The sequence below is a fragment of the Corynebacterium incognita genome (assembly GCF_014217255.1).
Lineage (GTDB): Bacteria > Actinomycetota > Actinomycetes > Mycobacteriales > Mycobacteriaceae > Corynebacterium > Corynebacterium incognitum.
Map to the genome: position 1 here is coordinate 1,379,207 of NZ_CP059404.1, position 20,899 is coordinate 1,400,105.

General features: G+C 60.6%; 14 protein-coding genes, 2 tRNA genes and 1 other RNA gene. 12 read left to right on the forward strand and 5 right to left on the reverse strand.

Features of this window, described 5'->3' with window-relative positions; translation table 11 throughout:
* Positions 1 to 18: 18 nt before the first annotated feature.
* The 3 genes from H0194_RS06400 (at position 19) to H0194_RS06410 (ending at position 916) form a co-directional block, all read left to right on the forward strand.
* Positions 19 to 459, forward strand: coding sequence for a nucleoside deaminase (locus tag H0194_RS06400; RefSeq protein WP_185176926.1), 441 nt, complete (start codon positions 19 to 21; stop codon positions 457 to 459).
* 69 nt (positions 460 to 528) lie between these two features.
* Complete coding sequence (locus H0194_RS06405) at positions 529 to 738, forward strand: CsbD family protein (RefSeq protein WP_185175122.1); 210 nt, start codon at positions 529 to 531, stop codon at positions 736 to 738.
* A gap of 87 nt (positions 739 to 825) precedes the next feature.
* Positions 826 to 916 (forward strand) — tRNA-Ser (locus H0194_RS06410).
* Positions 917 to 1,077: 161 nt separating this feature from the next.
* Here the strand turns inward: H0194_RS06410 and H0194_RS06415 are convergent.
* Positions 1,078 to 2,460 carry a YjiH family protein gene (locus H0194_RS06415; RefSeq protein ID WP_211996045.1) on the reverse strand — a complete coding sequence of 461 codons (1,383 nt, stop codon included), beginning with the start codon at positions 2,458 to 2,460 and terminating at the stop codon, positions 1,078 to 1,080.
* Positions 2,461 to 2,936: 476 nt separating this feature from the next.
* Between H0194_RS06415 and H0194_RS06420 the strand changes: the two genes are divergently transcribed.
* The 3 genes from H0194_RS06420 to H0194_RS06430 all read left to right on the forward strand — a co-directional run bounded on the left by H0194_RS06420 (position 2,937) and on the right by H0194_RS06430 (position 9,086).
* Complete coding sequence (locus tag H0194_RS06420) at positions 2,937 to 5,474, forward strand: MMPL family transporter (RefSeq protein ID WP_185175123.1); 2,538 nt, start codon at positions 2,937 to 2,939, stop codon at positions 5,472 to 5,474.
* A gap of 96 nt (positions 5,475 to 5,570) precedes the next feature.
* On the forward strand, positions 5,571 to 6,869 hold the full coding sequence (gene tgt, locus H0194_RS06425) for a tRNA guanosine(34) transglycosylase Tgt (RefSeq protein ID WP_185175124.1): 1,299 nt from the start codon (positions 5,571 to 5,573) through the stop codon (positions 6,867 to 6,869).
* Positions 6,870 to 7,178: 309 nt separating this feature from the next.
* On the forward strand, positions 7,179 to 9,086 hold the full coding sequence (locus H0194_RS06430; RefSeq protein WP_211996052.1) for a thioester-forming surface-anchored protein: 1,908 nt from the start codon (positions 7,179 to 7,181) through the stop codon (positions 9,084 to 9,086).
* A gap of 150 nt (positions 9,087 to 9,236) precedes the next feature.
* Here the strand turns inward: H0194_RS06430 and H0194_RS06435 are convergent, their stop codons facing one another.
* The 3 genes from H0194_RS06435 to H0194_RS06445 form a co-directional block, all read right to left on the reverse strand.
* Positions 9,237 to 10,424, reverse strand: coding sequence for an IS1249 family transposase (locus tag H0194_RS06435; RefSeq protein ID WP_185175126.1), 1,188 nt, complete (start codon positions 10,422 to 10,424; stop codon positions 9,237 to 9,239).
* Between the two features lie 517 nt (positions 10,425 to 10,941).
* Positions 10,942 to 11,640: a queuosine precursor transporter gene (locus tag H0194_RS06440; protein ID WP_185175127.1), complete on the reverse strand. Its 699-nt coding sequence runs from the start codon at positions 11,638 to 11,640 to the stop codon at positions 10,942 to 10,944.
* A 243-nt stretch (positions 11,641 to 11,883) separates the two neighbouring features.
* On the reverse strand, positions 11,884 to 13,548 hold the full coding sequence (locus H0194_RS06445) for a S8 family peptidase (protein WP_246388819.1): 1,665 nt from the start codon (positions 13,546 to 13,548) through the stop codon (positions 11,884 to 11,886).
* A 343-nt stretch (positions 13,549 to 13,891) separates the two neighbouring features.
* Between H0194_RS06445 and gluQRS the strand changes: the two genes are divergently transcribed.
* Together gluQRS and H0194_RS06455 are read left to right on the forward strand one after the other, a co-directional pair.
* Positions 13,892 to 14,842, forward strand: a complete 951-nt coding sequence (gene gluQRS / locus H0194_RS06450; RefSeq protein WP_185175129.1) for a tRNA glutamyl-Q(34) synthetase GluQRS — start codon at positions 13,892 to 13,894, stop codon at positions 14,840 to 14,842.
* Between the two features lie 101 nt (positions 14,843 to 14,943).
* The gene (locus tag H0194_RS06455; RefSeq protein ID WP_185175130.1) at positions 14,944 to 16,233 is read left to right on the forward strand and encodes an SLC5/6 family protein; all 1,290 of its coding nucleotides are present in this window, start codon (positions 14,944 to 14,946) and stop codon (positions 16,231 to 16,233) included.
* A 129-nt stretch (positions 16,234 to 16,362) separates the two neighbouring features.
* On the opposite strand, the gene H0194_RS06460 is transcribed toward H0194_RS06455, so the two are convergent.
* Positions 16,363 to 16,448: transfer RNA gene (locus tag H0194_RS06460), tRNA-Ser, on the reverse strand.
* Between the two features lie 125 nt (positions 16,449 to 16,573).
* On the opposite strand from H0194_RS06460, the gene ffs reads away from it, so the two are divergent.
* From ffs to H0194_RS06480, 4 genes are all read left to right on the forward strand, one after another.
* Positions 16,574 to 16,672, forward strand: an RNA gene (gene ffs, locus H0194_RS06465) — signal recognition particle sRNA small type.
* A 93-nt stretch (positions 16,673 to 16,765) separates the two neighbouring features.
* Complete coding sequence (locus H0194_RS06470; protein ID WP_185175131.1) at positions 16,766 to 18,040, forward strand: aspartate aminotransferase type Ic; 1,275 nt, start codon at positions 16,766 to 16,768, stop codon at positions 18,038 to 18,040.
* 32 nt (positions 18,041 to 18,072) lie between these two features.
* Positions 18,073 to 18,645: a suppressor of fused domain protein gene (locus tag H0194_RS06475; protein WP_185175132.1), complete on the forward strand. Its 573-nt coding sequence runs from the start codon at positions 18,073 to 18,075 to the stop codon at positions 18,643 to 18,645.
* 9 nt (positions 18,646 to 18,654) lie between these two features.
* The gene (locus tag H0194_RS06480; RefSeq protein ID WP_185175133.1) at positions 18,655 to 20,892 is read left to right on the forward strand and encodes a DNA polymerase III subunit gamma and tau; all 2,238 of its coding nucleotides are present in this window, start codon (positions 18,655 to 18,657) and stop codon (positions 20,890 to 20,892) included.
* Positions 20,893 to 20,899 lie beyond the last annotated feature (7 nt).

Below are 20,899 nucleotides of genomic sequence, written 5' to 3' on the forward strand. Positions count from 1 at the left end.
TCCCGCGCGGAGGGGCGCATGCGCCGCGCCATCGCCGTCGCGCGCACGACCCCGCCCGGCGATATCCCGGTGGGCGCCGTCATCTTTGCCCCCGACGGCCGCGCATTAGCCACCGGCACCAACCGCCGCGAGGCCGACCAGGATCCCACCGCCCACGCCGAAGTTGTCGCCATCCGCGAGGCCGTCACCCGGTTCGGCGACGGCTGGCGCCTGACCGGCTGCGAGCTCGTGGTCACCCTCGAACCCTGCCTCATGTGCGCGGGCGCCATCGTCGGCGCACGCCTGGGCTCCGTGGTCTTCGGTGCGGACGAGCCAAAGACCGGCGCCTGTGGCTCGCTTATCGACGCCCTGCGCGCCCCCGGCGCCCTCCACACCCCGCAGGTGCGCGCCGGGGTGCTCGCCGCGGACACCGCCGCGCTGCTCACGGACTTCTTTGCGAGCCTGCGCACGGACAGGTAATTCCAAGGTGGCGCCCCTATAGTGGATCCCGTCAGCGATAAGCGATGAGTAGCGAAAGGAATCACGACTATGTCTGGAGTAGAAAACAAGAAGGACGAGCTCTTGGGCAAGGCCAAGGAGGGCCTCGGCGAGGCCACCGGTAACGAGGATTTGGCCAATGAGGGCAAGGCCGATCAGGTGAAGTCCGGCGCCAAGCAGAAGGCCGAGCAGGCCGGCGACGCCATTAAGGACAAGTCCGATGAGGTCCTCGGCGGCCTCAAGGACAACGCCGACAACTAGAGCCTCCCCAGCAGGCTCCGCCGAGCAGGACCCATCCAGCAGGGGCCGATTTGGTGCGCGGGCTCGCCCTCCCGTAATCTGATCGGCGGTGGCGTGTCCGAGCGGCCGAAGGTGAACGCCTCGAAAGCGTTTGTTGGGTAACCCCCAACCGCGGGTTCAAACCCCGCCGCCACCGCCAATGTGAAGTCTCGCGGCATCGTTTCTTATTCGATGCCGCGAGACTTCTTTTTGCGCAAAGGTCGGGATCCAAAAGCCGGAAATAGGGCGTCAGGCGCGCGATTCCGACCTTTGTATCCCGACCTTCAGCGCCCAAGGCGCGGGCGCACCCGCGAAGCGGCCCTACACGAGCGCGGTGATGCCGTAGGCCAGCGGGGCGCCGATGAGGATGGAGAAGAACACGCGCAGGAACCAGACGATCACGATGTCGCGGATTGTGATCGGGATGTCCGTGGCCAAGATGTCCGGCACCGGACTGGAGAAGAAGAACACCTGGGACACTGCCACGATGCCCACCAACAGGCGCGTGACCAGCGACGGATTGCCCTCCGCGATGAGCGCCGGGAGGTAGATTTCCGCCAGGCCGGAGGCCATGGCCTCCGCTGCCAGCTGAGCGTCGGGAATGCGCAGCAGCGTCAGCAGTGGCACGAAGAGCAGGCCCAGCCAGCTAAACAGCGGGGTGTACAGCGACAGCGCCAGACCGATGAAGCCCACGGACATGATGCCCGGCAGCACCTGCATGACCATGAACAGGCCGTCACGGGTGTTGTCCCACAGCACCTTCGGCAGCGACGGCACGCGGCGCAGCACCAGGTTGGCCTCGTTCCACGCGGAGCGGAAGCGGTCCTGGGTGAATACCTTTTCCGGGCGCGGGGTGGCGCCGGGGTAGTAGTCCTCCGAGTAGTTCTTAATTGGGCGCAGCCGCACGATGACTGCGGTGACCGCGAAAGTGACCAGCATGGTGGCGCCCACGTACAGGCCCCACACGTTCATGAGGCCGAGGGTCTCCGCGAGGATGATCATGAACGTCATGGAGCACGTGGTGAAGCCCGCGGCAATTGTCACGGCCTCACGGGTGGTGTAAGCACCGGACTTGTACACGCGGTTGGTCACCAGCATGGCCAGCGAATCGCTGCCCACAAAGGAGGTCATCGCGTCAATCGCCGCGCGGCCCGGCACGCGGAACAGCGGCCGCATGATCGGGCGCATGAGCACGCCGAAGAATTCCATCAGTCCGTAGCTAATCAGCAGCCCCAAAAACGGTGCGCCCACCGGCACCAGGAACGCCAGCTTCACCACGAGGCCCTCGAAGAGGAACGGTCCCAGGTCCTCGCGGAAAATGAATGCCGGGCCGAACCCGAAAATCAGCGCCAGTGCGAGCACCGAGGCGAAGATATTGAGGAAGGAGAAGATCCTCCGCGGCACCGAGCTGCGCCAGGTGCCCGTGACGAACGGCCGCACCGTGCCCACCAGAATCAGCGTAAGGGCGAAGAATTGTGCCGCCGGGCCCGCGGCCTCCTTGAGGAAGGTGCCGATGTGATCGAGCAGAATCGTGTTATCGCCCGCGATGGGGAACGGCACCATGAAGGCGAAGACGCCGATGCCGCTGTAGAGGAAGAAGCGCCACTGTCCGGGCGTGGAGATTGCGGGTGTCGCCGTCGCGACAGTCCCCGCGGCAGAAGTCATACCGGCCGCGGGCGTCGTCGTAGAAGTGGTGGTGTCCATGAGGGGAGAAGTCCTTAGAAGTCAGAAGAAGGAGGAGGGGAGAAAACGCGACACGCCCTCCCGCCGAAACTGTGGCGGGAGGGCGTTGCGTGGAAGGTAGCGCGTGGGCTGTGCCTGATGAGGCAGCCTCTAGGCGCGGTGGGAATGCCGATGTCGCAACGCGGCTCCGCCGGTTGCGTGATGATGCTTCATCAGAGTCATCGGTGCGTTCACCTCAGATCCCATACCTTTCCAGAAACGAACTAAGAACTGTGGCAGCCACCCTAGCCCAGCCCGCGAGGCACCGTCTAGGGCTCACAGGGAACTTCTATCGCGGACTTACTTCTTTCGGGGGTGGGCAAGACATCTAGGGAGTTTTAATCATGGTGGCCTACACTAGGGGAATATTTATCGCTGGCTCGGGTGTGAAACCACCGACAACCACCGCCTCCGACAACAACCGACACAGAACTTACGAGAAGGGGTCACTGACTACCGTGGCAAAAGTGTTGTTCAAGCTTGGTCGCTGGTGCTTCAACAAGAAGTGGACCGTGATCATCACGTGGCTGTTGCTGCTGCTCGCAGTAGGTGGCAGTGCGTTTTCGCTCATGAAGCCCTTCACGAGCGAGTTCTCCATCGACGGCACCCCGAGCATCGACGCCACCCGTCGCGTGGTCGAGTTGTTCCCCGGCGAGGGCAACCCCGCCAACGCTCCCGGAGTGAACCTCGCGTTCAAGGCGCCGGAGGGGGAGAAGCTCAGCGATCCGGACAACGAGAAGGCCGTCGAGGCCGTCATCCAGCATCTGGAGGACAACCTCGTCATTTCCGAGGACGAGCTGCGCTTCGGCAACCCCTTGGAGGTCTCGCCGCAGTTGCAGCGCGACGTCGAAAAGCAAATGACGGACATGGGCCTGCCGGAGGCGCAAGCCAAGGAAGACGCCGCGAACCTCGGCATGGTCAACGAGGACGAGACCATCGCCTACACCACCTTTAACTTTGACGCCGAGAGCCCCTATTCGGTGACGGAGGAGCAGTTCCAGACCGTCGCCGACGCCATGGATATCGGCCGTGAGATGGGCATTCAGGTCGAAGCCGGCGGCGCGGGCTACGGCGGCCCCATCACCATTAACTCCACGTCGGAGGTTATTGGCCTGGGCGTGGCGTTCATCGTCCTGGTGGTCACCTTCGGCTCGCTGGTGTCCTCTATCCTGCCGCTCATTACCGCCGTGGTGGGCGTGGGTACCGGTGTGCTTGGCCTGTTCATCTCCACGCATTGGCTGACGATGAACGACATCACCCCGGTCTTGGCGGTCATGATCGGACTGGCCGTGGGCATTGATTACGCGTTGTTCATCATGTCCCGCTACCGCAGCGAGCGCGCACATATGAAACCCGATGAGGCCGCCGGTATGGCGGTGGGCACGGCGGGCTCGTCCGTGGTGTTCGCGGGCGCCACGGTGTTTATCGCGCTGTTCGCGCTCGTCATCGCCAAGATTGAGTTCCTCACCGTCATGGGAATCGCCGCGGCTGCCACCGTAGCTATCTCGGTGCTGGTGGCGCTCACGCTCATCCCGGCGCTGCTCGGCGTGTTCGGCGACAAGGTCTTCGCCGGCCGCATCCCCGGCATCGCGGGCAACCCCAACCGCAGGGGCAAGAAGCGCCGCGGCAAGACGATGGGTCACCGCTGGGCCACCCTGGTGCAGCGCGGCCCCGGCGTGGCCATGGCTTTCGTGGTCCTCACCCTGGGCTTGCTCACCGCGCCCGCGATGAACATGCAGCTGGCCCTGCCTTCCGACGTCACGTCCAACCCCGACACCACGCAGCGCAAGGCCGCGGATCTGCTGACCGAGGGCTTCGGCGCCGGCGTCAACGGCCCGTTCCTCGTGCTCGTCGACGCCACCGATATCAACCCCGACGCCCCCGCCCTCCAGCCGCTTGTCGACGCCCAGGCCTCCGCCGCCGAGCAAGACACCGATCAAGCAAAGCCGCAATCGAAGGAAGACATGGCCCGGCTGTCCTCCTTCCTGTACGCGACGAACCAACTCAAGTCCATTCAGGGCATTAAGCACGCGCAGCTCGTCGGCGCGAACCAGGAGGGCACCGCCGCGCAGATCATGGTGACCCCGGAAACGGGCCCGGCGGATGAGCGCACCGTCCAGGTCGCCCACGCCCTGCGGTCCTTCGCCGACGAAATTGAGGACGCCACCGGTACCACCGTGGGCACCACGGGTCTCACCGCGGTGCAGGTGGACATTACTGAGCGCCTCGAATCCGCCATGGGCCCCTACCTCGCCGTGGTCGTTGGCCTGGCCATCTTCTTGTTGCTGTTGGTCTTCCGCTCCATCCTCGTGCCACTGGTGGCGGGTATCGGTTTCCTACTCTCGGTGGGCGCGGCCTTCGGTGTCACCGTCCTGTTCTGGCAGGAGGGCCTGTGGGGCCTGGTGCCGTCCCCGGCGCCGCTGATTTCTTTCCTGCCTATCTTCCTCATCGGCGTGACCTTCGGCCTGGCCATGGACTACCAGGTCTTCCTGGTCACCCGCATGCGTGAGCACTACATACAGTCGGGGCAGAAGGTCACGCTGACCAGCAAGTACAACGCGGTGGAGGAATCCACCATCATTGGCTTCGGGCAGGGCGCCCGCGTGGTCACGGCCGCTGCCATCATCATGATCTCGGTGTTCGTGGCGTTTATTAACCAGCCCATCCCGTTTATCCAGATCTTCGGCTTCGCCCTGGCCGCCGGCGTGCTTTTCGACGCCTTCTTCGTCCGCATGACCTTGGTTCCCGCCACCATGTTCCTCATGGGGCATGCCACCTGGTGGATGCCCAAGTGGCTGGACAAGATCCTGCCCAACATCGACATCGAAGGCACCGCTCTCGAAGAAGAGTGGGCCCGCCACAACGACATCCCCGAGGCCGCGAGCGCCGAACCGCACACAGCCACCGCGGTCCTTCCCACCGCCGACGCCGACCACAGCGTGCCCACAACCTTCAGCGCCCCGGCCGTCTTTACCTCGCGCCTGCCGCGCGACTAAGCTCCAGCGCCCCGGACCACCGGCCGAACAGCGCAGCGCACCACACAGCGCCAGCCACCGCCGGGACCGTGGTGGCTACGCACTAGACTGGGGCGCATGACTGAACCCGCTGGCCGCCCCGCACCTGACGCCGATATCTTGAACAAGGACCTTTCCTTCGAGGTCAAGACCCGGCTGGGCGACGGCGCGCCGGGCAAGCACGGCCGCACCGGCGTCATCCACACGCCGCACGGCGACATTCAGACCCCGGCGTTCATTCCGGTGGCCACCAAGGCCACGGTGAAGACCCTCACCCCGGAGCAGGTCCGTGCCACGGGCGCGCAGGCCATCCTGTCCAACGCTTATCACCTCTACCTGCAGCCCGGCGCGGACATCGTGGATGAGGCCGGCGGCGTGGCCGCGTTTGAAAATTGGCACGGCCCGACCTACACCGACTCCGGCGGATTCCAGGTCATGAGCTTGGGCGTGGGCTTCAAGAAGGTCCTCGCCATGGACACCGCGAACCTCACGGAACAAGACATCCGCGCGGCGAAGAAAGACCGCATGGCCATCGTGGATGAGGACGGCGTGGACTTCCGTTCTATCATCGACGGTTCCAAGCGCCGCTTCACCCCGGAGAAGTCCATGCAGATCCAGCACGAACTGGGTGCGGACATCATCTTTGCCTTCGACGAACTCACCACGCTGGTGGACACCCGCCAGTACCAGGAGCAGTCCGTGGCCCGCACTCACCGCTGGGCGCAGCGCTGCCTGGATGAGCACGACCGCCTCACCAAGGAACGTTCCCACCGCCCGAAGCAGTCCCTGTGGGGCGTGGTGCAAGGCGCGCAATATGAGGACCTGCGCCGCCAGGCCACCCGCGGGCTCATCGAGCTGTCCAAACAACAAGAAGATAAGGGCATGCGCCCTTTCGGTGGCTTCGGCATCGGTGGGGCACTAGAAAAGGAAAACCTGGGCACCATCGTCGGCTGGGTCTGCGACGAGCTCCCGGAGGACAAGCCCCGCCACCTACTGGGTATCTCGGAACCCGACGATCTCTTCACCGCTATTGAGGCCGGCGCCGACACCTTCGACTGCGTCGCCCCCACCCGCCTCGGCCGCCGCGGCGGCGTTTACACCCTCGACGGCCGCCTCAACCTCATGGGCGCCACATTCAAGCGCGACTTCCGCGGCATTGACGAGGAGTTCGGCGGCTACGTTTCCAACAACTACTCCCGCGCCTACATCCGTCACCTACTCAAGGCCAACGAATTCCTCGCCGGCACCCTGTGCACGATCCACAACCTCGAGTTCATGATTCGCCTCGTGGACAATATCCGCGACTCCATCGACGGTGGCTACTACGAGGCGTACCGCGATGAGTTTATGGGGCGGTATTACAGCCAGCGGAATTAGCGTATTGTGATATGTTTAACAGTTAAAATTAAGGTGATGGAAATATCCATTTATGCATTTTTAATGTGTGGTGACCCGTTAATTAGCGGAGAAAATGAATATGTTCATAATCTGTTTCGTGCAACTAAGGGATTTTAAACTTTCTTTACGCTGTTTCTAATTATAACTAGACAGGAACGTATGAACGTGATAAGATTTTTGCGATTGCCAAGGAACTAGGCTTATCGACCTTTGTGCGTGAATGCCGTCAAGGGATAAGTGGGTCGAATCAATTTGGCTTGGCGGTCGCCCGTCTTTGTTGGGTGAAAAATGTATCCTTTGAGGAGAAAAATGGAAAAGATTAAAACAATCTGGGCAACATTACTTAGTGTTGCAATGATTTTGGGAGTAGCTACCATTAGTCCAGTAGCCTCTCATGCTCAAACGACCGATCAATACTATGGATGGTCGGATAACAGTCTGCTTGAGGCATGGACGCCACCCGGAGCAAGCTCTCCTGACCGTTGGTGGAAGCGAGTTCTCTACGTTGGTCAGGAAAACAAAGTCCAGCCTGCCGAACTGGTCTACTGCTTCAACGAGAACAAACCCGAGCCAACAGGTGCGGGAACTGGTGATCTCTATACAAAGACCATTGGTGACGCTGAACTATTTGCAGAGCGTGCAGACGGTGAAGCTCTTAGTCCCGAGGAGTTAAAGGACAACGTACTTCGCGTCCTTTATAACGGTTACCCAAATGATGCGGCTGGTATACAGCAAGCTTACGGGCTGACTGATCTGGAGTATAACGCAGTAACCCAGCTGGCGTTGTACAAGTACACCGATGACATGGCTTTTCGAAAGTCAACTTTTGACTCTTATCCGGAGCGGAAAACCCTAATGTGGGAGGCGTACAACTACCTCATTGGAACGTCGGTAACGGGTGCGACGGTACAGCCACCTGCGATGGAAGATTACCCTGCTGATTCTACGCTTGAGCTCTACCAGTCCAACGACGGAGACGTCCAGGATTTGTTGGGTGTTACATTTGTTAATTCAGATGGCACTCCAATTACCGAGGTTACGCCTACTCCGACTACCTCAACTACGACTACTACAGATGTACCAGTTACTGAGACCGTAACCGTGACCCCCACCGAAACGGTCACTGAAACTTTGCCTGCTGAAACAACGACTGTAGGCGGAACCACCGAAACTGTAACTGAGCCAGTAGCAACCGTGACTGAGACTCAGCCAGACGTTACTGAGACTGAGCCAGGTGCTACTGTGACTGAGACTCAGCCAGACGTTACTGAGACTGAGCCAGGTGCTACTGTGACTGAGACTCAGCCAGACGTTACTGAGACTGAGCCAGGTGCTACTGTGACTGAGACTCAGCCAGACGTTACTGAGACTGAGCCAGGTGCTACTGTGACTGAGACTCAGCCAGACGTTACTGAGACTGAGCCAGGTTCAACTGTGACCGAGACTCAGCCAGATGTTACTGAGACTGAGCCAGGTTCAACTGTTACTGAAACTCAGCCGGATGTTACTGAGACTGAGCCAGGTGCTACTGTGACCGAGACTCAGCCAGACGTTACTGAGACTGAGCCAGGTTCAACTGTTACTGAAACTCAGCCGGATGTTACTGAGACTGAGCCAGGTTCAACTGTTACTGAAACTGCTCCAGCCGTGACCACCACGGAAACCCTTCCTGCAGTGACCGTGACTGAAACCCAGCCCACCGTTACCGTTACTGAAGCTCCAATTACGGAGACTGTAACTGAGCAGCCAACCACAACCACTTCGGAAACTGAGCAGCCTATCGATGGCGGCGATGATGACAAGGATGGTTCTTCTGAGGGCATTCCATGGTTGCCAATCCTGGGTGGCGCAATTGGACTTATTGGCCTGGGCGGCCTTGTAGGTGGCGGTTCCTCTAACGGTTCTTCCACTGCTGACAAGGGCGACGTCAATGTTGATGTAGATGTTGATAATGGTTCCAAGGCGAGTGCAAACGCAGAAGCTGGCACGAAGTCTGAAGTAAAGTCTGGTGCCAAGTCTGGTGCCAAGACCGCAGCAGCTGAGGCGGAAGAAACCGTAGATAATGCGGCACCTGCGCAGCAGGGTGGCGGTGTCTTGGCTAACACCGGTGCTGATGTGTGGATGCTTGGACTTGTTGCTTTGCTTATGCTTGCTACTGGCGGTGTACTGATTGCTCGTAATCGTCGCGAAGCATAAATAGTTTCACTGCCTAATTAGAAATCCTCCTCATCCAATGGAATTGGGTGAGGAGGATTTTGCTTTTCTTAAAAGACTTGATGTACGTCGAATAAGGGTTAAGTAGCAAAAAGTGTGTCTCTCGGCGTGTCGTCGGTAGACACACTTCTTTTATCGGAGGGGGCCTTTTCTGATGCCGATGTTGTGTTGGTATTCGTCTCCGATAGCCTTGTCATAGAGGGCTGGGCGTCCGGTTTCGTTATCGGCGGCGTTGAGGTCTTCTGGTTCTAGATCGGTAACTTTGGCGAGTTGATCTAGTCCAAAATTGCACTGCCTGGCGATCTGTAGTGGGTCGTCAGGCAGTTGTGTTTTAGCATTGAGCCACCATTCCAGCATTTTGCGTTGCCGTTCTCCGCTTCGCCCTCGGTGCATTCTTGCTAAGAGCTTCAGTTGGGAGTTGATGCCGCCTTCCAGGCTATTTGTGGTTGATGCCCACGAAGTATCTGTCGATTCTGATGAGGGTTCGAGGTAGGTAAATAGGTATCCTTGTGTGCTGAGATGAAGTAGTGAGTTGTAGGCCTTGCGGACTCTGACGTGGGTGTATTCCCAGGTTCGGGTAGCCGTGCGTCGTTCTTTCGGTAGGGGTGTCTGTTCGTTGAGGAACGATTTGTAGACTTCGCCGAATTCATGCAGGTTGATCACCCATTCAGCGGCTTGTTCGGTGTTGGTTATCTGAGTCAGTTTTAACGCTAGGGCGTAGATGGTGTGCCCGGCTGGGGTGCGTGGTCGGCTGGTGGTGTACCGGCGGACAACACGTTGAGCATGGACAAGGCAGCGTTGAATTCGAGTGGTGGGCCAGCATGATTTGATCGCACTGTAGGCTCCTTGACCGCCGTCTAGAACAACGCATAACGGTGGCGCTAAGTGCTTGAGTAATTGGGTGTATGCGTAGGTTGATTCGCTTGTGGCCCAATGCCAGCACAGGACGTGGCTGCGTGTAGAAGCTATCAGAAGGCATCCGGCGGAAGTGTAGGTACCGTCGATAAAAACTTGATCGTAAATGCGATGCGGGTCTGGGGTATTGGGCACATCGATGTACCAAAAGGTTCTGAACCTGCGGTCTAAGGTCCATCTACTGACTCCACGGCGTGCAGCGATGTCAGCGAGCGTTTGGTGGCCGGTGACGTAGCTGTAGAAGTCGTTGAAGGCAGTGGCTTGGTGGATATCGGTGCGTTTTCGGGTGTGGGATTGTCGGCAGTTGGGGTTGGTGCATCGCCATCGTGTTGTACCGGCGGTCGTTGTGCCGTTTTTCTTCATTGGCCCTGCACAACCAGGGCACCGGGGTCTGTTTGTGGTCACTGACTAAGCAAACAGCACACCTGTACCACACGTTCGTGTCAGATCCCGATATTGAAGCAGAATCGGCTTGGAATAACACCTTGAAAGCTATTCCAAGCCGATTTTGAGAGCCTAACCAGCAACAACCGTCAAAAGCAGACACACTTTTTGCTACTTAACCCTCGAATAAAGTTCGGTAGATCACTGCACCGCTCTTTGCTATGGGAGGTCTGGGGTACGAAACACACCTAGCAAATCGCGTAAGTCATCAGTATCACTATTGGGTGAGTTAGAATCCCTGGCGAAGTACTTCTAGTGATCTAGTACCCTGCGCAGCGTTGAAGGATCACCATTTACAGATCGTGCATACGGTAGAAGTGTGGTCGCGGACTGTGCGCGTCACCACGCAGGCTAATGGCGTAGTGCTGTTTGAGGCTTATTATATGGTCAGGAAGAACATTAGTAGAGTTACTGATTGTTGAAACGGTGTGTTACATCAAAGAATGTGTTGATTAGTGCAGCAGCGTAGGAGATTTCATCAATAATCTTCCTTCACCTTGACCCATTTAATCACTTTAGTGGTGATGGGAAGTAGGACGATCTCGATGATGGTTTTCCAGAGGAAGCCGACGATGACGTAGTTGATGAAGTCAAGGGCGGTGGAGATGCCAATGGCGGTGGCCGCGATGGCACAGAACAATAGGGTATCGCCGAATTCGCCGACAATTGTGGAGGCCACCAAGCGCAGCGGGAGTTGCTTTTCGCCGGCGCGCTTTTTCATCAGTGTCATGACCCAGGCGTTGAGTAGTTGGCCGACCAGATAGCCGCATAGCGATGCAAGAACAATTTGTGGAACAAGCCCCAGAGTCGCAGCGAAGGCTTCTTGGCCTTCGTAGAAATCAGCTGCTGGTAGATGGATGGCGATGTAGAAGGCCGTGACGGCCAAGATGGCCATTGCAAAACCGATCCAGATGGCGCGGCGGGTGGACTTGAAGCCGTAGCATTCGGACAGGACGTCACCGATGATATAAGCCAGTGGAAAGAGGAAGAATGCGCCGTCAGTGACCAATGGGCCAATCTGAACGCCCTTCGTGGCGTTGATGTTCGAAATAAGGAATGTGACGACGAACACCGTGACCAGCCACGGGTACAGCGTTGACTGTACCGGGATGAATCGGATGCTCTCGCCACGATTGTCTGAATTAACCGTGGTTGCGGTTGCCGATTGAGTTGTCATGACGTTAAGCATGCCAAAGGATCGGGTCCATAACAATTTTTGTACTTGTCAAGATAAGTAGCGGCGTCGGCATTGCATTTTTCTTGATAATCGTTTCCCGCATGTGCAGCAGTACCACAACCCAGAACCAGAACCTTAGGTAGTGGCTTGAATAGTAACGTTCAAGAAACGTTGAAGCCCAATGTGGCCAACAACCGCACATGGTTGTTGGCCACATTGGGCTAAATGATAGAACTTAGAGGCTTAGCACCAATTGCCAGGCGTTAGTTTTTCAAAGACGGACTTTGCTTCCTTGCACTTTTCGTCATCATTAGGAGCTGGTTCAGCAGGCTCAGTTGGCTCAGCAGGCTCAGTTGGCTCTGCCGGCTCTGCAGGCTCGGTTGGTTCAGCTGGCTCACTTGGTTCAGGTGCGTCGACGCCACGTACAGCGTCAACGGCCGCACGAGCGTTGGCGATACCGGCACCGAGTTCGTCGGAAGTCTTCCACGCGGAGTATGGCTCGTTGGTGTAGGGGCTCGCAGTTTCGGTGAGGATGCGCTCAATCTCGTCGTTGGTGAGTGAATCATCAACGGATTTCATGAGGGCGATGATGCCGGAAACTACTGGCGTTGCCATGGAAGTGCCGTCCATGTAACCAAATCCGGCAGTCGTTGGATCGTGGTCTCCTTCGTTGACGGTGGAAAGAATGCTGTGCTCAGGGAAGTGGCCGCCTGTAACTGGCATCATGTCACCACCTGGTGCACCAAGATCAACATGGTCACCGTAGTTGGAGTAGCTGGAGCGGTGGCCGTGAGGGCCGGTTGCACCAACCGTGATGACGCCGTCACAGGAAGCAGGGGTGACCTGGTCAGTCCAGCTGTCTTCATTGCCGGCCGCGACTGCAATAGTGGAACCGTTGCGGATAGCAATGTTGATTGCGTCCTGGTAAGGGGTGTTCGCACACTGTCCACCGCCGCCAAGCGACAAATTGATCACGTCAGCTGGGTTGTTGTTGCGAGGAGTGCCTGGCACGTCTTCACCAGAAGCCCAAACAATTGCGTCGATGATGTCAGAGGTGTAGCCACCGCAGCGGCCGAGAGCACGGATGGGCAAGATGTCGGCATCCGGAGCGATACCTGCGCCGCCAATATTGTTATTGGTGTCAGCAGCAGCAATGCCGGCTACGTGGCTGCCGTGCCAAGAAGATGCAGACTGGTGGCAGCGAGTGGTGGTGTTGAAGTCGCCGTTGTCAGCGGGATCGTCGTCGCGGCCGTTGCCATCGCGAGAAATCCATGGATCAGAGATGAAGTCGTAGCCAGTGACAACTTTGTCGTTGAGGTCTGGGTGGTCGGTGATACCCGAGTCGACTACGGCGATGGTGGTGCCTTCGCCGGTTGCGCCGGTGTCCCACGCGTTCGTGGCATCGACTCCATGATCCTTATCAAGGACATGCCACTGGTCCTGAAGGAGGGGGTCATTCGTGTTCGCAGTGGAGAACTGAATTCGGTCGATGTCAGCGTAGGCGATCTCAGCCTTGGACTCCAGGTGCCCGCGGAGAGATGGGATCTTGTCCGCAGGCACTGGTGGATCCAAATTGACCACGTATGAACCGTCGTACATCTCACGCTTGAAGGAAGCGTCAGAGGAATGTTCCTTGACAATTTCGTCGAGGATTTCCATGCGACGATCTTGATCGAGAGTTGTTATCTCGTTGAAGGTGACAATGAAGCGACTTGCGGGAGCATCATCGCCAGTGTTGGCTTGGATTTCGCCGGAGTTTTCCAAACGGTCTTGAACTGAGGAGACGCTGAACCCGTTGTAGTCAGGCGTTTCTTGTGCGCCAGCAGTCACCGCTGGGGTGGAAGCAATTCCGAGGGCTACGATTCCTGCGCTAAGTGTCGCAGTGATCCGTGAGATATCTCTTTTCACTTTTTCTTTCCTTGAGGTTGTAACAAGCATGAAGCTGAGAAGATTATAAAAAGCTTATGTGTGTCAGGCAAGCGGAAGCTTCTGAATCTTTGACTGGCTGTCTAGTGCTCAATTTGCGAAAAGGTACCCCATACGCTGCATGTTTTAAGTTTGTTGACAGGAGCTCTACCCCCTTTAGGGTGAAGGTTGTAATTTTTATGTACAGCTAATTGAACACCCGCAACCAGGGTTACGGGCGTAAATATTAAAAAATTCTCATAGTTATCTTTACTGCCTACTGTGATAAAGATCTCTTTAATTCCAAATGGGTTGCGGATTGACTCAGGAGGGCATGATGGAAGACATGAACTTAGTTAAAAAGTCTGGCTGTGGCCGCTACGCGCCTAGCCCGAGCGGCGATCTGCATTTTGGCAACCTCCGCACGGCGATGCTGGCGTGGTTATGCGCGCGGTCGTCGGGACGCTCGTTCGTGGTGCGAGTGGAAGACATTGATACGCAGCGCTCATCAATGGAATCAGCGCAGCGCCAGCTGGAGGACCTGGCGGCGCTGGGCATCGACTGGGGCCGGGAGGTCGTTTATCAGTCGCAGCGCTACGAGCTGTACGACGCCGCGCTGGCGCGCCTGCGCGATCGTGGGTTGGTGTTCGAATGCTACTGCTCCCGCAAGGACATCCAGGAGGCCTCCCGGGCGCCGCACTCGATCCCGGGGCACTACCCGGGAACCTGCAGGGATCTGACGGAGGGGGAGCGACGGGAGCGTCGAGAAGCACTGGTGGCCCAGGGGCGCGTGCCGGCGCTGCGCCTGCGGTCGGGGCTGCGCAGTGTCGGGGTGCGCGACGCGTTGGCGGGCGAGTACGTGGGCGACGTGGATGATTTCATCCTGCGGCGCGGCGGCAACGCAGCGCAGATTGGGCCGCAAGGGCCGGATTGGGCGTACAACCTGGCCGTGGTGGTCGACGACGGCGAGCAAGGCGTGGACCAGGTCGTGCGCGGCGATGACCTGCTGCCGTCCGCGCCGCGGCAGGCCTACCTGGCGGGGCTGCTCGGCTACGCCGTGCCGGAGTACGTGCACGTGCCGCTGGTGCTCAACGAGCGCGGGGAGCGACTGGCCAAGCGCGACGGCGCGGTGACACTGCGGGAGATGCTGGAGACCGCGACGGTGCCAGAGGTGCTGGGGTCGATGGCGGCGTCGCTCGGCATGGACGGCGCGGGTGTACGCACGGCGGCGGACTTGCTGGAAGGGTTTAGCATGGCGGCGCTGCCACGAGCGGCAAGTGTCTTTACAGGTGTGTGAAACCTACGACACTTTTCTTTGTATTTTTGGTGTGTTCAACAATTTTTGTTGCTAGCGTTAACATCTGAACGACTGTGATGCTCACACTTATAAGGATCGCCATGACGCAAGCCACCGCACCCGACGTGACGAATGTTGACGACAACGGACCCCGCGGGGAAAAAGATACGGCCCTCAACATCCAGTGGGCGGTGAGCCTCTTCGGCACCGCCGTGGGCGCCGGAATCCTCTTCCTGCCCATTAACGCGGGCAGCTTCGGGTTCTGGCCACTGCTGATCGCCACCCTGCTCATCGCGCCGATGACGTACTTCTCGCACCGTGGCATGTCCCGGATGATCTGCGCCGCGCCACGCCAGGGCCTGGACATCACGGAGGTGGCCACGGACTACTTTGGCAAGGGCGCGGGCACGCTCATCTCCTTGCTGTACTTCCTGGCCATCTACCCGATCGTGCTGATTTACGGCGTGTCCATTACGAATACGGTGAACAGCTTCATCGTGAACCAGCTGGGCGGGCCGGAGCTCAACCGCGTCGTGCTGTCGTTTTTGTTGGTGGCGGGCATGACGCTGGTGTTCGCGTTCAGCCAGCGGCTGATGCTGCGGATTACCCAGTTCATCGTGTATCCGCTGATCTTCGCCCTGGGTGCGCTGTCGCTGTACCTGATCCCGCGGTGGGACTTTGGGTCGTTTATGCAGGTGGGCAGCGGCGGCTGGGCGATCATCCCGGCGGTGGTGGCCATCGTTCCGGTGCTCGTGTTCTCCTTTAACCACTCACCGGCGATCTCCCAGTTCTCCCTGGCGATGCAGCGCGCCTACGGCAAGAAGCACGCCGCGACAAACGCCTCGCGCAGCCTGGTCATCACTGCGGCGTTGCTGACGGTGTTCACGATGTTCTTCGTATGGTCCTGCACCCTGGCGCTTGGCGCAGAAGGCCTGCAGGAGGCCCGCGAGCAGAACCTCCCCGTGCTGTCCTACCTTGCTAATGAGACGGGCGTGCCGGTGCTGGCGTTCGTGTCGCCGATCATCGCGATGGCCGCCATCGTCTCTTCGTACTTCGGTCACGTGCTGGGGACGACGGAGGGTGCGCGCTACTTGTTGGCCACGGCGTCGCCAAGCCTGGCGCGGCGGGGGAGTAAGAAGCAGCTGACGAGGATTGTGCACGCGTTCATCTTTGTGACCACGTGGATTGCCGCGATTGTTGATCCGTCGATCCTGTCGCTCATCGAGTCCATAGGCGGGCCGTTTATCGCCGCCATCCTTTATCTGCTGCCGATGTACGCGATCCACAAGGTGGATGCGCTCAAGGAATACCGCGGGCGGCTGTCTAATGCTTTCGTGGTGGTCGCGGGCTGTGTGGCCATCGGCTCGGCGGTGTGGGGTTTGTTTAGCTAGGGGCCGCTGGCCGCTGGGGCGACCAATAAGTTCCTGGTTCACTGATTTTCGCGGGGCGGTGTCCAGGGTCGCTGCGGAAAAGCACAACACCGGCTCACCTTGAAATGCAGGTGAGCCGGTGTTTTTCTGCGGAGGATGTGGGATTTGAACCCACGAGGGGCGTGAACCCCGCACGCGTTCCAGGCGTGTGACATAGGCCGCTAGTCGAATCCTCCATAGGGGCGTTAGCTCCGTGGAAGAACTTTAGCAGCACCATCTAAAAGTTCCCAAATCGCGCGGGTGAGCTGGGCGATAAAGGGTTCGGTTTGGTGTTTGCGGGGTGGCATCGGCTAAGGTGGTGGGCAGGATCTCGCGTGGCGTACATCCTGCGAACTCCCCCAGGGCAGGAATGCAGCAAGGGTCAGCAGGCTCTGACGGGTGCGCGAGGTCCCCTTGTTTTTCGGGGCAGGCGGTCTGTTGTAGTGGTGGAGACGTTACGATGGGGTCACTACCGCAATGCATCGCTGGACTAGCTGAAAGGCAGGGGCAAGGAATGTCGCTGTATGACATGTCGCCGGAGGAGCTCAAGGAGCTCACGGAAAAGGTCGCCAAGGACTACGAGGATCTCAAGGCCAAGGGGCTGAAGCTCGACATCACGCGCGGCAAGCCCTCCGCCGAGCAGCTCGGCCTGGCCGAGGATCTGCTGGAGCTTCCCGGCCGCCACAACTACACCGACTCCTTGGGCAATGACCTGCGCAACTACGGCATCGCCGAGGGCATCATCGACATGCGTGAGCTGTGGGCCAACGTGCTCGGCTTCGACGTCCGCAACGTGCTGGCCGCAGATTCCTCCTCGCTGAACATCGAGTTCGACCTCATCTCGTGGGCGTATAGCTTTGGCACCAACGATTCCGCGACGCCGTGGTCCCAGGTGGAGGGCCGCAAGTGGATCTGCCCCGTGCCCGGATACGACCGCCACCACACCATCACGGAGAAGTTCGGCTTCGAGATGATCCCGGTCCCCATGCTTGACGACGGCCCCGATGTCGCCGCCATCCAGGAACTGGTCAAGGACCCGGAGGTGCTCGGCATGTGGGCCGTGCCGGTCTTCTCCAACCCGACGGGCGTGACCTTCAGTGAGGAAGTTGTGCGCGCGCTGGCCGAGATGGAGACCGCCGCCCCGGACTTCCGCATCATGTGGGACAACGCCTACGCGGTGCACACACTCACCGACGAGTTCCCGGAGAACTACAACGTCTTGACGATGTCCGAGGCCGCGGGAAACCCGAACCGCTTCTGGGTGCTGTCCTCGACCTCCAAGATCACCCACGCCGGCTCGGGCGTGGCGTTCTTCGCGTCCTCGCTGGCCAACCTGGAGTGGTACCTGCAGATCGCCGGCGTGCGCGGCATCGGCCCAAACAAGATCAACCAGCTCGCGCACAAGGAGTACTTCGGTTCCGCGCAGGGGCTCAAGGCCATCATGCGGCGCCACGCTTCCATCCTGGCGCCGCGCTTCGAGGTGGTTCTCCGGATTCTCAACGAGCGCCTCTCCGAGTTCGACGTGGCGCGGTGGACCAAGCCCCAGGGCGGCTACTTCATCTCCTTGGACGTGGTGGACGGCACCGCGTCCCGGGTATGGCAGCTGGCTAAGGACGCAGGCATCGTGCTCACCAAGGCCGGTTCCTCCTTCCCGCTTGGCGACGACCCGAACGACCGCAACATCCGCCTGGCGCCCTCTTTGCCGCCCGTGAGCGACCTGGAGGTAGCGATGGAGGGCGTGGCCACCTGCGTGCTGTACGCGGCCATCGAGAAACTCAACGCTGCTTAAGTAGCGCAAGGCCTTTCACCACTGAGGACGGTATGGATTTCAAAGAGACTGCTTATTGGCTGGACCAGGTGGTCCCCGCGCCGCTGGAGTTTCGCACGGTGGCCGAGTGGAAGCTGGGCACCGCGGACCTCGGTGCGGCCGGGGTGGCTGCCGGGCAGTCCCTGGCCGTGACTGCCAACTTCGGCGACGTCGACACCGGGCTCACTGCCAACGACTCCGGGCTCAACGTGCGCTGCGAGCTGCTGGCCGTAGCGCGCACCGGAGAGGCCGAGGTGGCCGCCGCGGTCAAGGCCGCCGCCGACAAACTCCATGTGGCGCAAGGGATCATCCCGGCGCAGCCGGGCGTCTTCCTGCCGGACCTCATCGACGGCACGGAGCTGGAGGGCCAGGTGACCGTGCGCCACGGCCTGCTGATTTCGCCGTATCTGTGGGGCGGTGAGGTTCCACAGGTCGTCGAGAAGCGGCGCCAGACCCTGGTCCTGCAGCTGTTGTTGCTCACCGACACCGAGTACGCCTACGCCCTCGACGAGGGGATCTCGGCGATGCAGGACGCGATGGCCGAGCAGGAGATCGACCTCCTGGAATGGTCCCGGAAGGACGGCTAGTATTTAACCGTGGCTCTATACCGGAAGTACCGTCCCGCATCGTTTGCTGAACTCGTCGGCCAGGAGCAGGTGACCACGCCTTTGTCCGCTGCTCTGGACGCCGGGCGCATTAACCATGCCTACCTGTTTTCCGGTCCGCGAGGCTGCGGCAAGACCTCCTCGGCGCGCATCATGGCGCGCTCGCTCAACTGCGTGGAAGGTCCCACCTCGACGCCGTGTGGGAAGTGTCCCTCGTGCGTGTCCCTGGCGCCGGGCGGCCCGGGCAACCTGGACGTCACGGAGCTGGACGCGGCTTCGCACAACGGCGTGGATGACATGCGCGAGCTGCGCGACCGCGCCTACTACGCCCCAGCGGAATCCCGCTACCGCGTCTTCATCATCGACGAGGCGCACATGATCTCCTCCTCCGGCGCCAACGCGCTGCTCAAGATCGTGGAGGAGCCGCCGGAGCACCTCATCTTCATCTTCGCGACGACGGAGCCGGACAAAATCATCGGCACCATCCGCTCGCGCACCCACCACTACCCGTTCCGCCTGCTCACTCCTCCCGCGATGAAGGGGTTGCTGGAACGCACCGTGGCCGCGGAGGGCGTGCAGGTGGAAGACTCGGTGTACCCGCTGGTCATCCAGGCTGGCGGCGGATCGCCGCGTGACACGTTGTCCATCTTGGACCAGATGCTCGCCGGCGCGGGCGAACAGGGGCTGACCTACGAGCTGGCGCGGCCCTTGCTGGGCGTGACGGACCTGACGCTTCTCGACGACACCGTCGCCGCGCTCGCCGCGGGTGACAAGCCTGAGCTGTTCCGCATTGTGGATCGGGTGATTGAAGCGGGGCATGAGCCCAAGCGCTTCGCGGCGGACCTGCTCGACCGGATGCGCGACCTCATGGTGCTGCAGGCGGTGCCGAGCGCGTTCTCGGACGGCCTGGTGGACGCCCCGACGAACCGCGCGGAAGTGCTCGCGGCGCAGGCGCAGCAGTTCAGCGGCCCGCAGCTGACGCAGTATGCGTCCGTGGTGTCCGCGGAGATCCCGAACCTGCGCGGCGCGACGTCCCCGCGCCTGCTCCTGGAGGTGCTGTGCGCGCGGCTGTTGGTCTCCGCGCCGCCTGCGCCAGGGCCAGTGGGTGCGACGAACGCGGCGGCGGTGCCGGGCGCGCCGGGCCAGACGCAAGCCACGCAGCAGGCGCCACAAGGTGGCGTGTCCGGGGCCGCGGCGGCGGCTGCGAAGATCGCGGAGATGCAGGAGCGCCGGCGGGCGCAGGCGAAGCCGGAAGCTAAGGCCGAGCCGGAGCCGCAGCGTCAGCCTGCCCCGGAGCGCGAGCCGGAGCGTGAGACAGAGCGCCAGCTGGAGAGTGAGCCAGAGCGCACGTCGGAGCCGCAGGGGGCGTCGGAAAGCGCGGGCGACCTGGTGGAAACCCTGCGCAAGGACTGGGCGCAGGTGCGCGCGGACATTGGTGCGAAGAACAAGGTAGCGGCGATTATGCTCGCCGAGGCGCGAGTGCTGGGCATCAAGGATGGCACGCTGTACCTCGGGCACAACACGGGCGCGCTCGCGGAGCGGCTCAACGCGCCCGGGCACAATGACACCATTCGGAAGGTGCTCGAGGAGCGCTTCTCGACGTCCCTGCCCGTCCAGGTCACCGTGGGCACCGACCCGCAGGCCATGGGCTTTAGCCCCAAGAAGGCTCCGCAGACGTGGAACCCAGGGCAGCAGGCTCCGCAGGCCGCGCCGGCCGCGCCGCAGGCGGCACCGCGGGAGACGGCGGATGACGAACAGGAGCCTGAGAGTCCAGGTACTGACGATGGCTGGGGCGCCCCGCGAAAGATAGCGGGGACGGAGGAGCGCGCGCCGGAGACTGCGCCTGCTCCCGTGGTGCCGGAACGCCCTGCCAGTGCCTCTGCGAGTGGTGGGGCCCGGGCTGCAGCAGAGCGCGCGATGGCACTGGCACGCCAGCGCCAGGCGGAGCAAGCGACGCACTCATTCTCGGACGGGGTCCCGTTGCCACCGGAACCCGACGAGCCGGATATGCCGGACGTGCCGGTGGACGAACCTGCGGCGGCGCCAGTTGCGGCGCCGGTGGTTGAGGGGACGCCGGTCGCAAGGGCGTCGGAAAGCACTGCGAACTGGAATGAGGAAGAGGAGATGATGGCGGACGCGGCGCAGGAGCCTGGTGAGCGCGACCGCCGAAACTCTATGGAAGTGGCGATGGAGCTGCTGACCCAGGAGCTGGGCGCGCGGCGGCTGTAGGTGATGG

Coding starts and splice junctions, on each gene's coding strand:
- H0194_RS06470 (WP_185175131.1), top strand. CDS start 16,766: ATGTCGCTGTATGACATGTCGCCGGAGGAGCTCAAGGAGCTCACGGAA.
- H0194_RS06440 (WP_185175127.1), bottom strand. CDS start 11,640: ATGACAACTCAATCGGCAACCGCAACCACGGTTAATTCAGACAATCGT.
- tgt (WP_185175124.1), top strand. CDS start 5,571: ATGACTGAACCCGCTGGCCGCCCCGCACCTGACGCCGATATCTTGAAC.
- H0194_RS06415 (WP_211996045.1), bottom strand. CDS start 2,460: ATGGACACCACCACTTCTACGACGACGCCCGCGGCCGGTATGACTTCT.
- H0194_RS06430 (WP_211996052.1), top strand. CDS start 7,179: ATGTATCCTTTGAGGAGAAAAATGGAAAAGATTAAAACAATCTGGGCA.
- H0194_RS06475 (WP_185175132.1), top strand. CDS start 18,073: ATGGATTTCAAAGAGACTGCTTATTGGCTGGACCAGGTGGTCCCCGCG.
- gluQRS (WP_185175129.1), top strand. CDS start 13,892: ATGAACTTAGTTAAAAAGTCTGGCTGTGGCCGCTACGCGCCTAGCCCG.
- H0194_RS06400 (WP_185176926.1), top strand. CDS start 19: ATGCGCCGCGCCATCGCCGTCGCGCGCACGACCCCGCCCGGCGATATC.
- H0194_RS06455 (WP_185175130.1), top strand. CDS start 14,944: ATGACGCAAGCCACCGCACCCGACGTGACGAATGTTGACGACAACGGA.
- H0194_RS06405 (WP_185175122.1), top strand. CDS start 529: ATGTCTGGAGTAGAAAACAAGAAGGACGAGCTCTTGGGCAAGGCCAAG.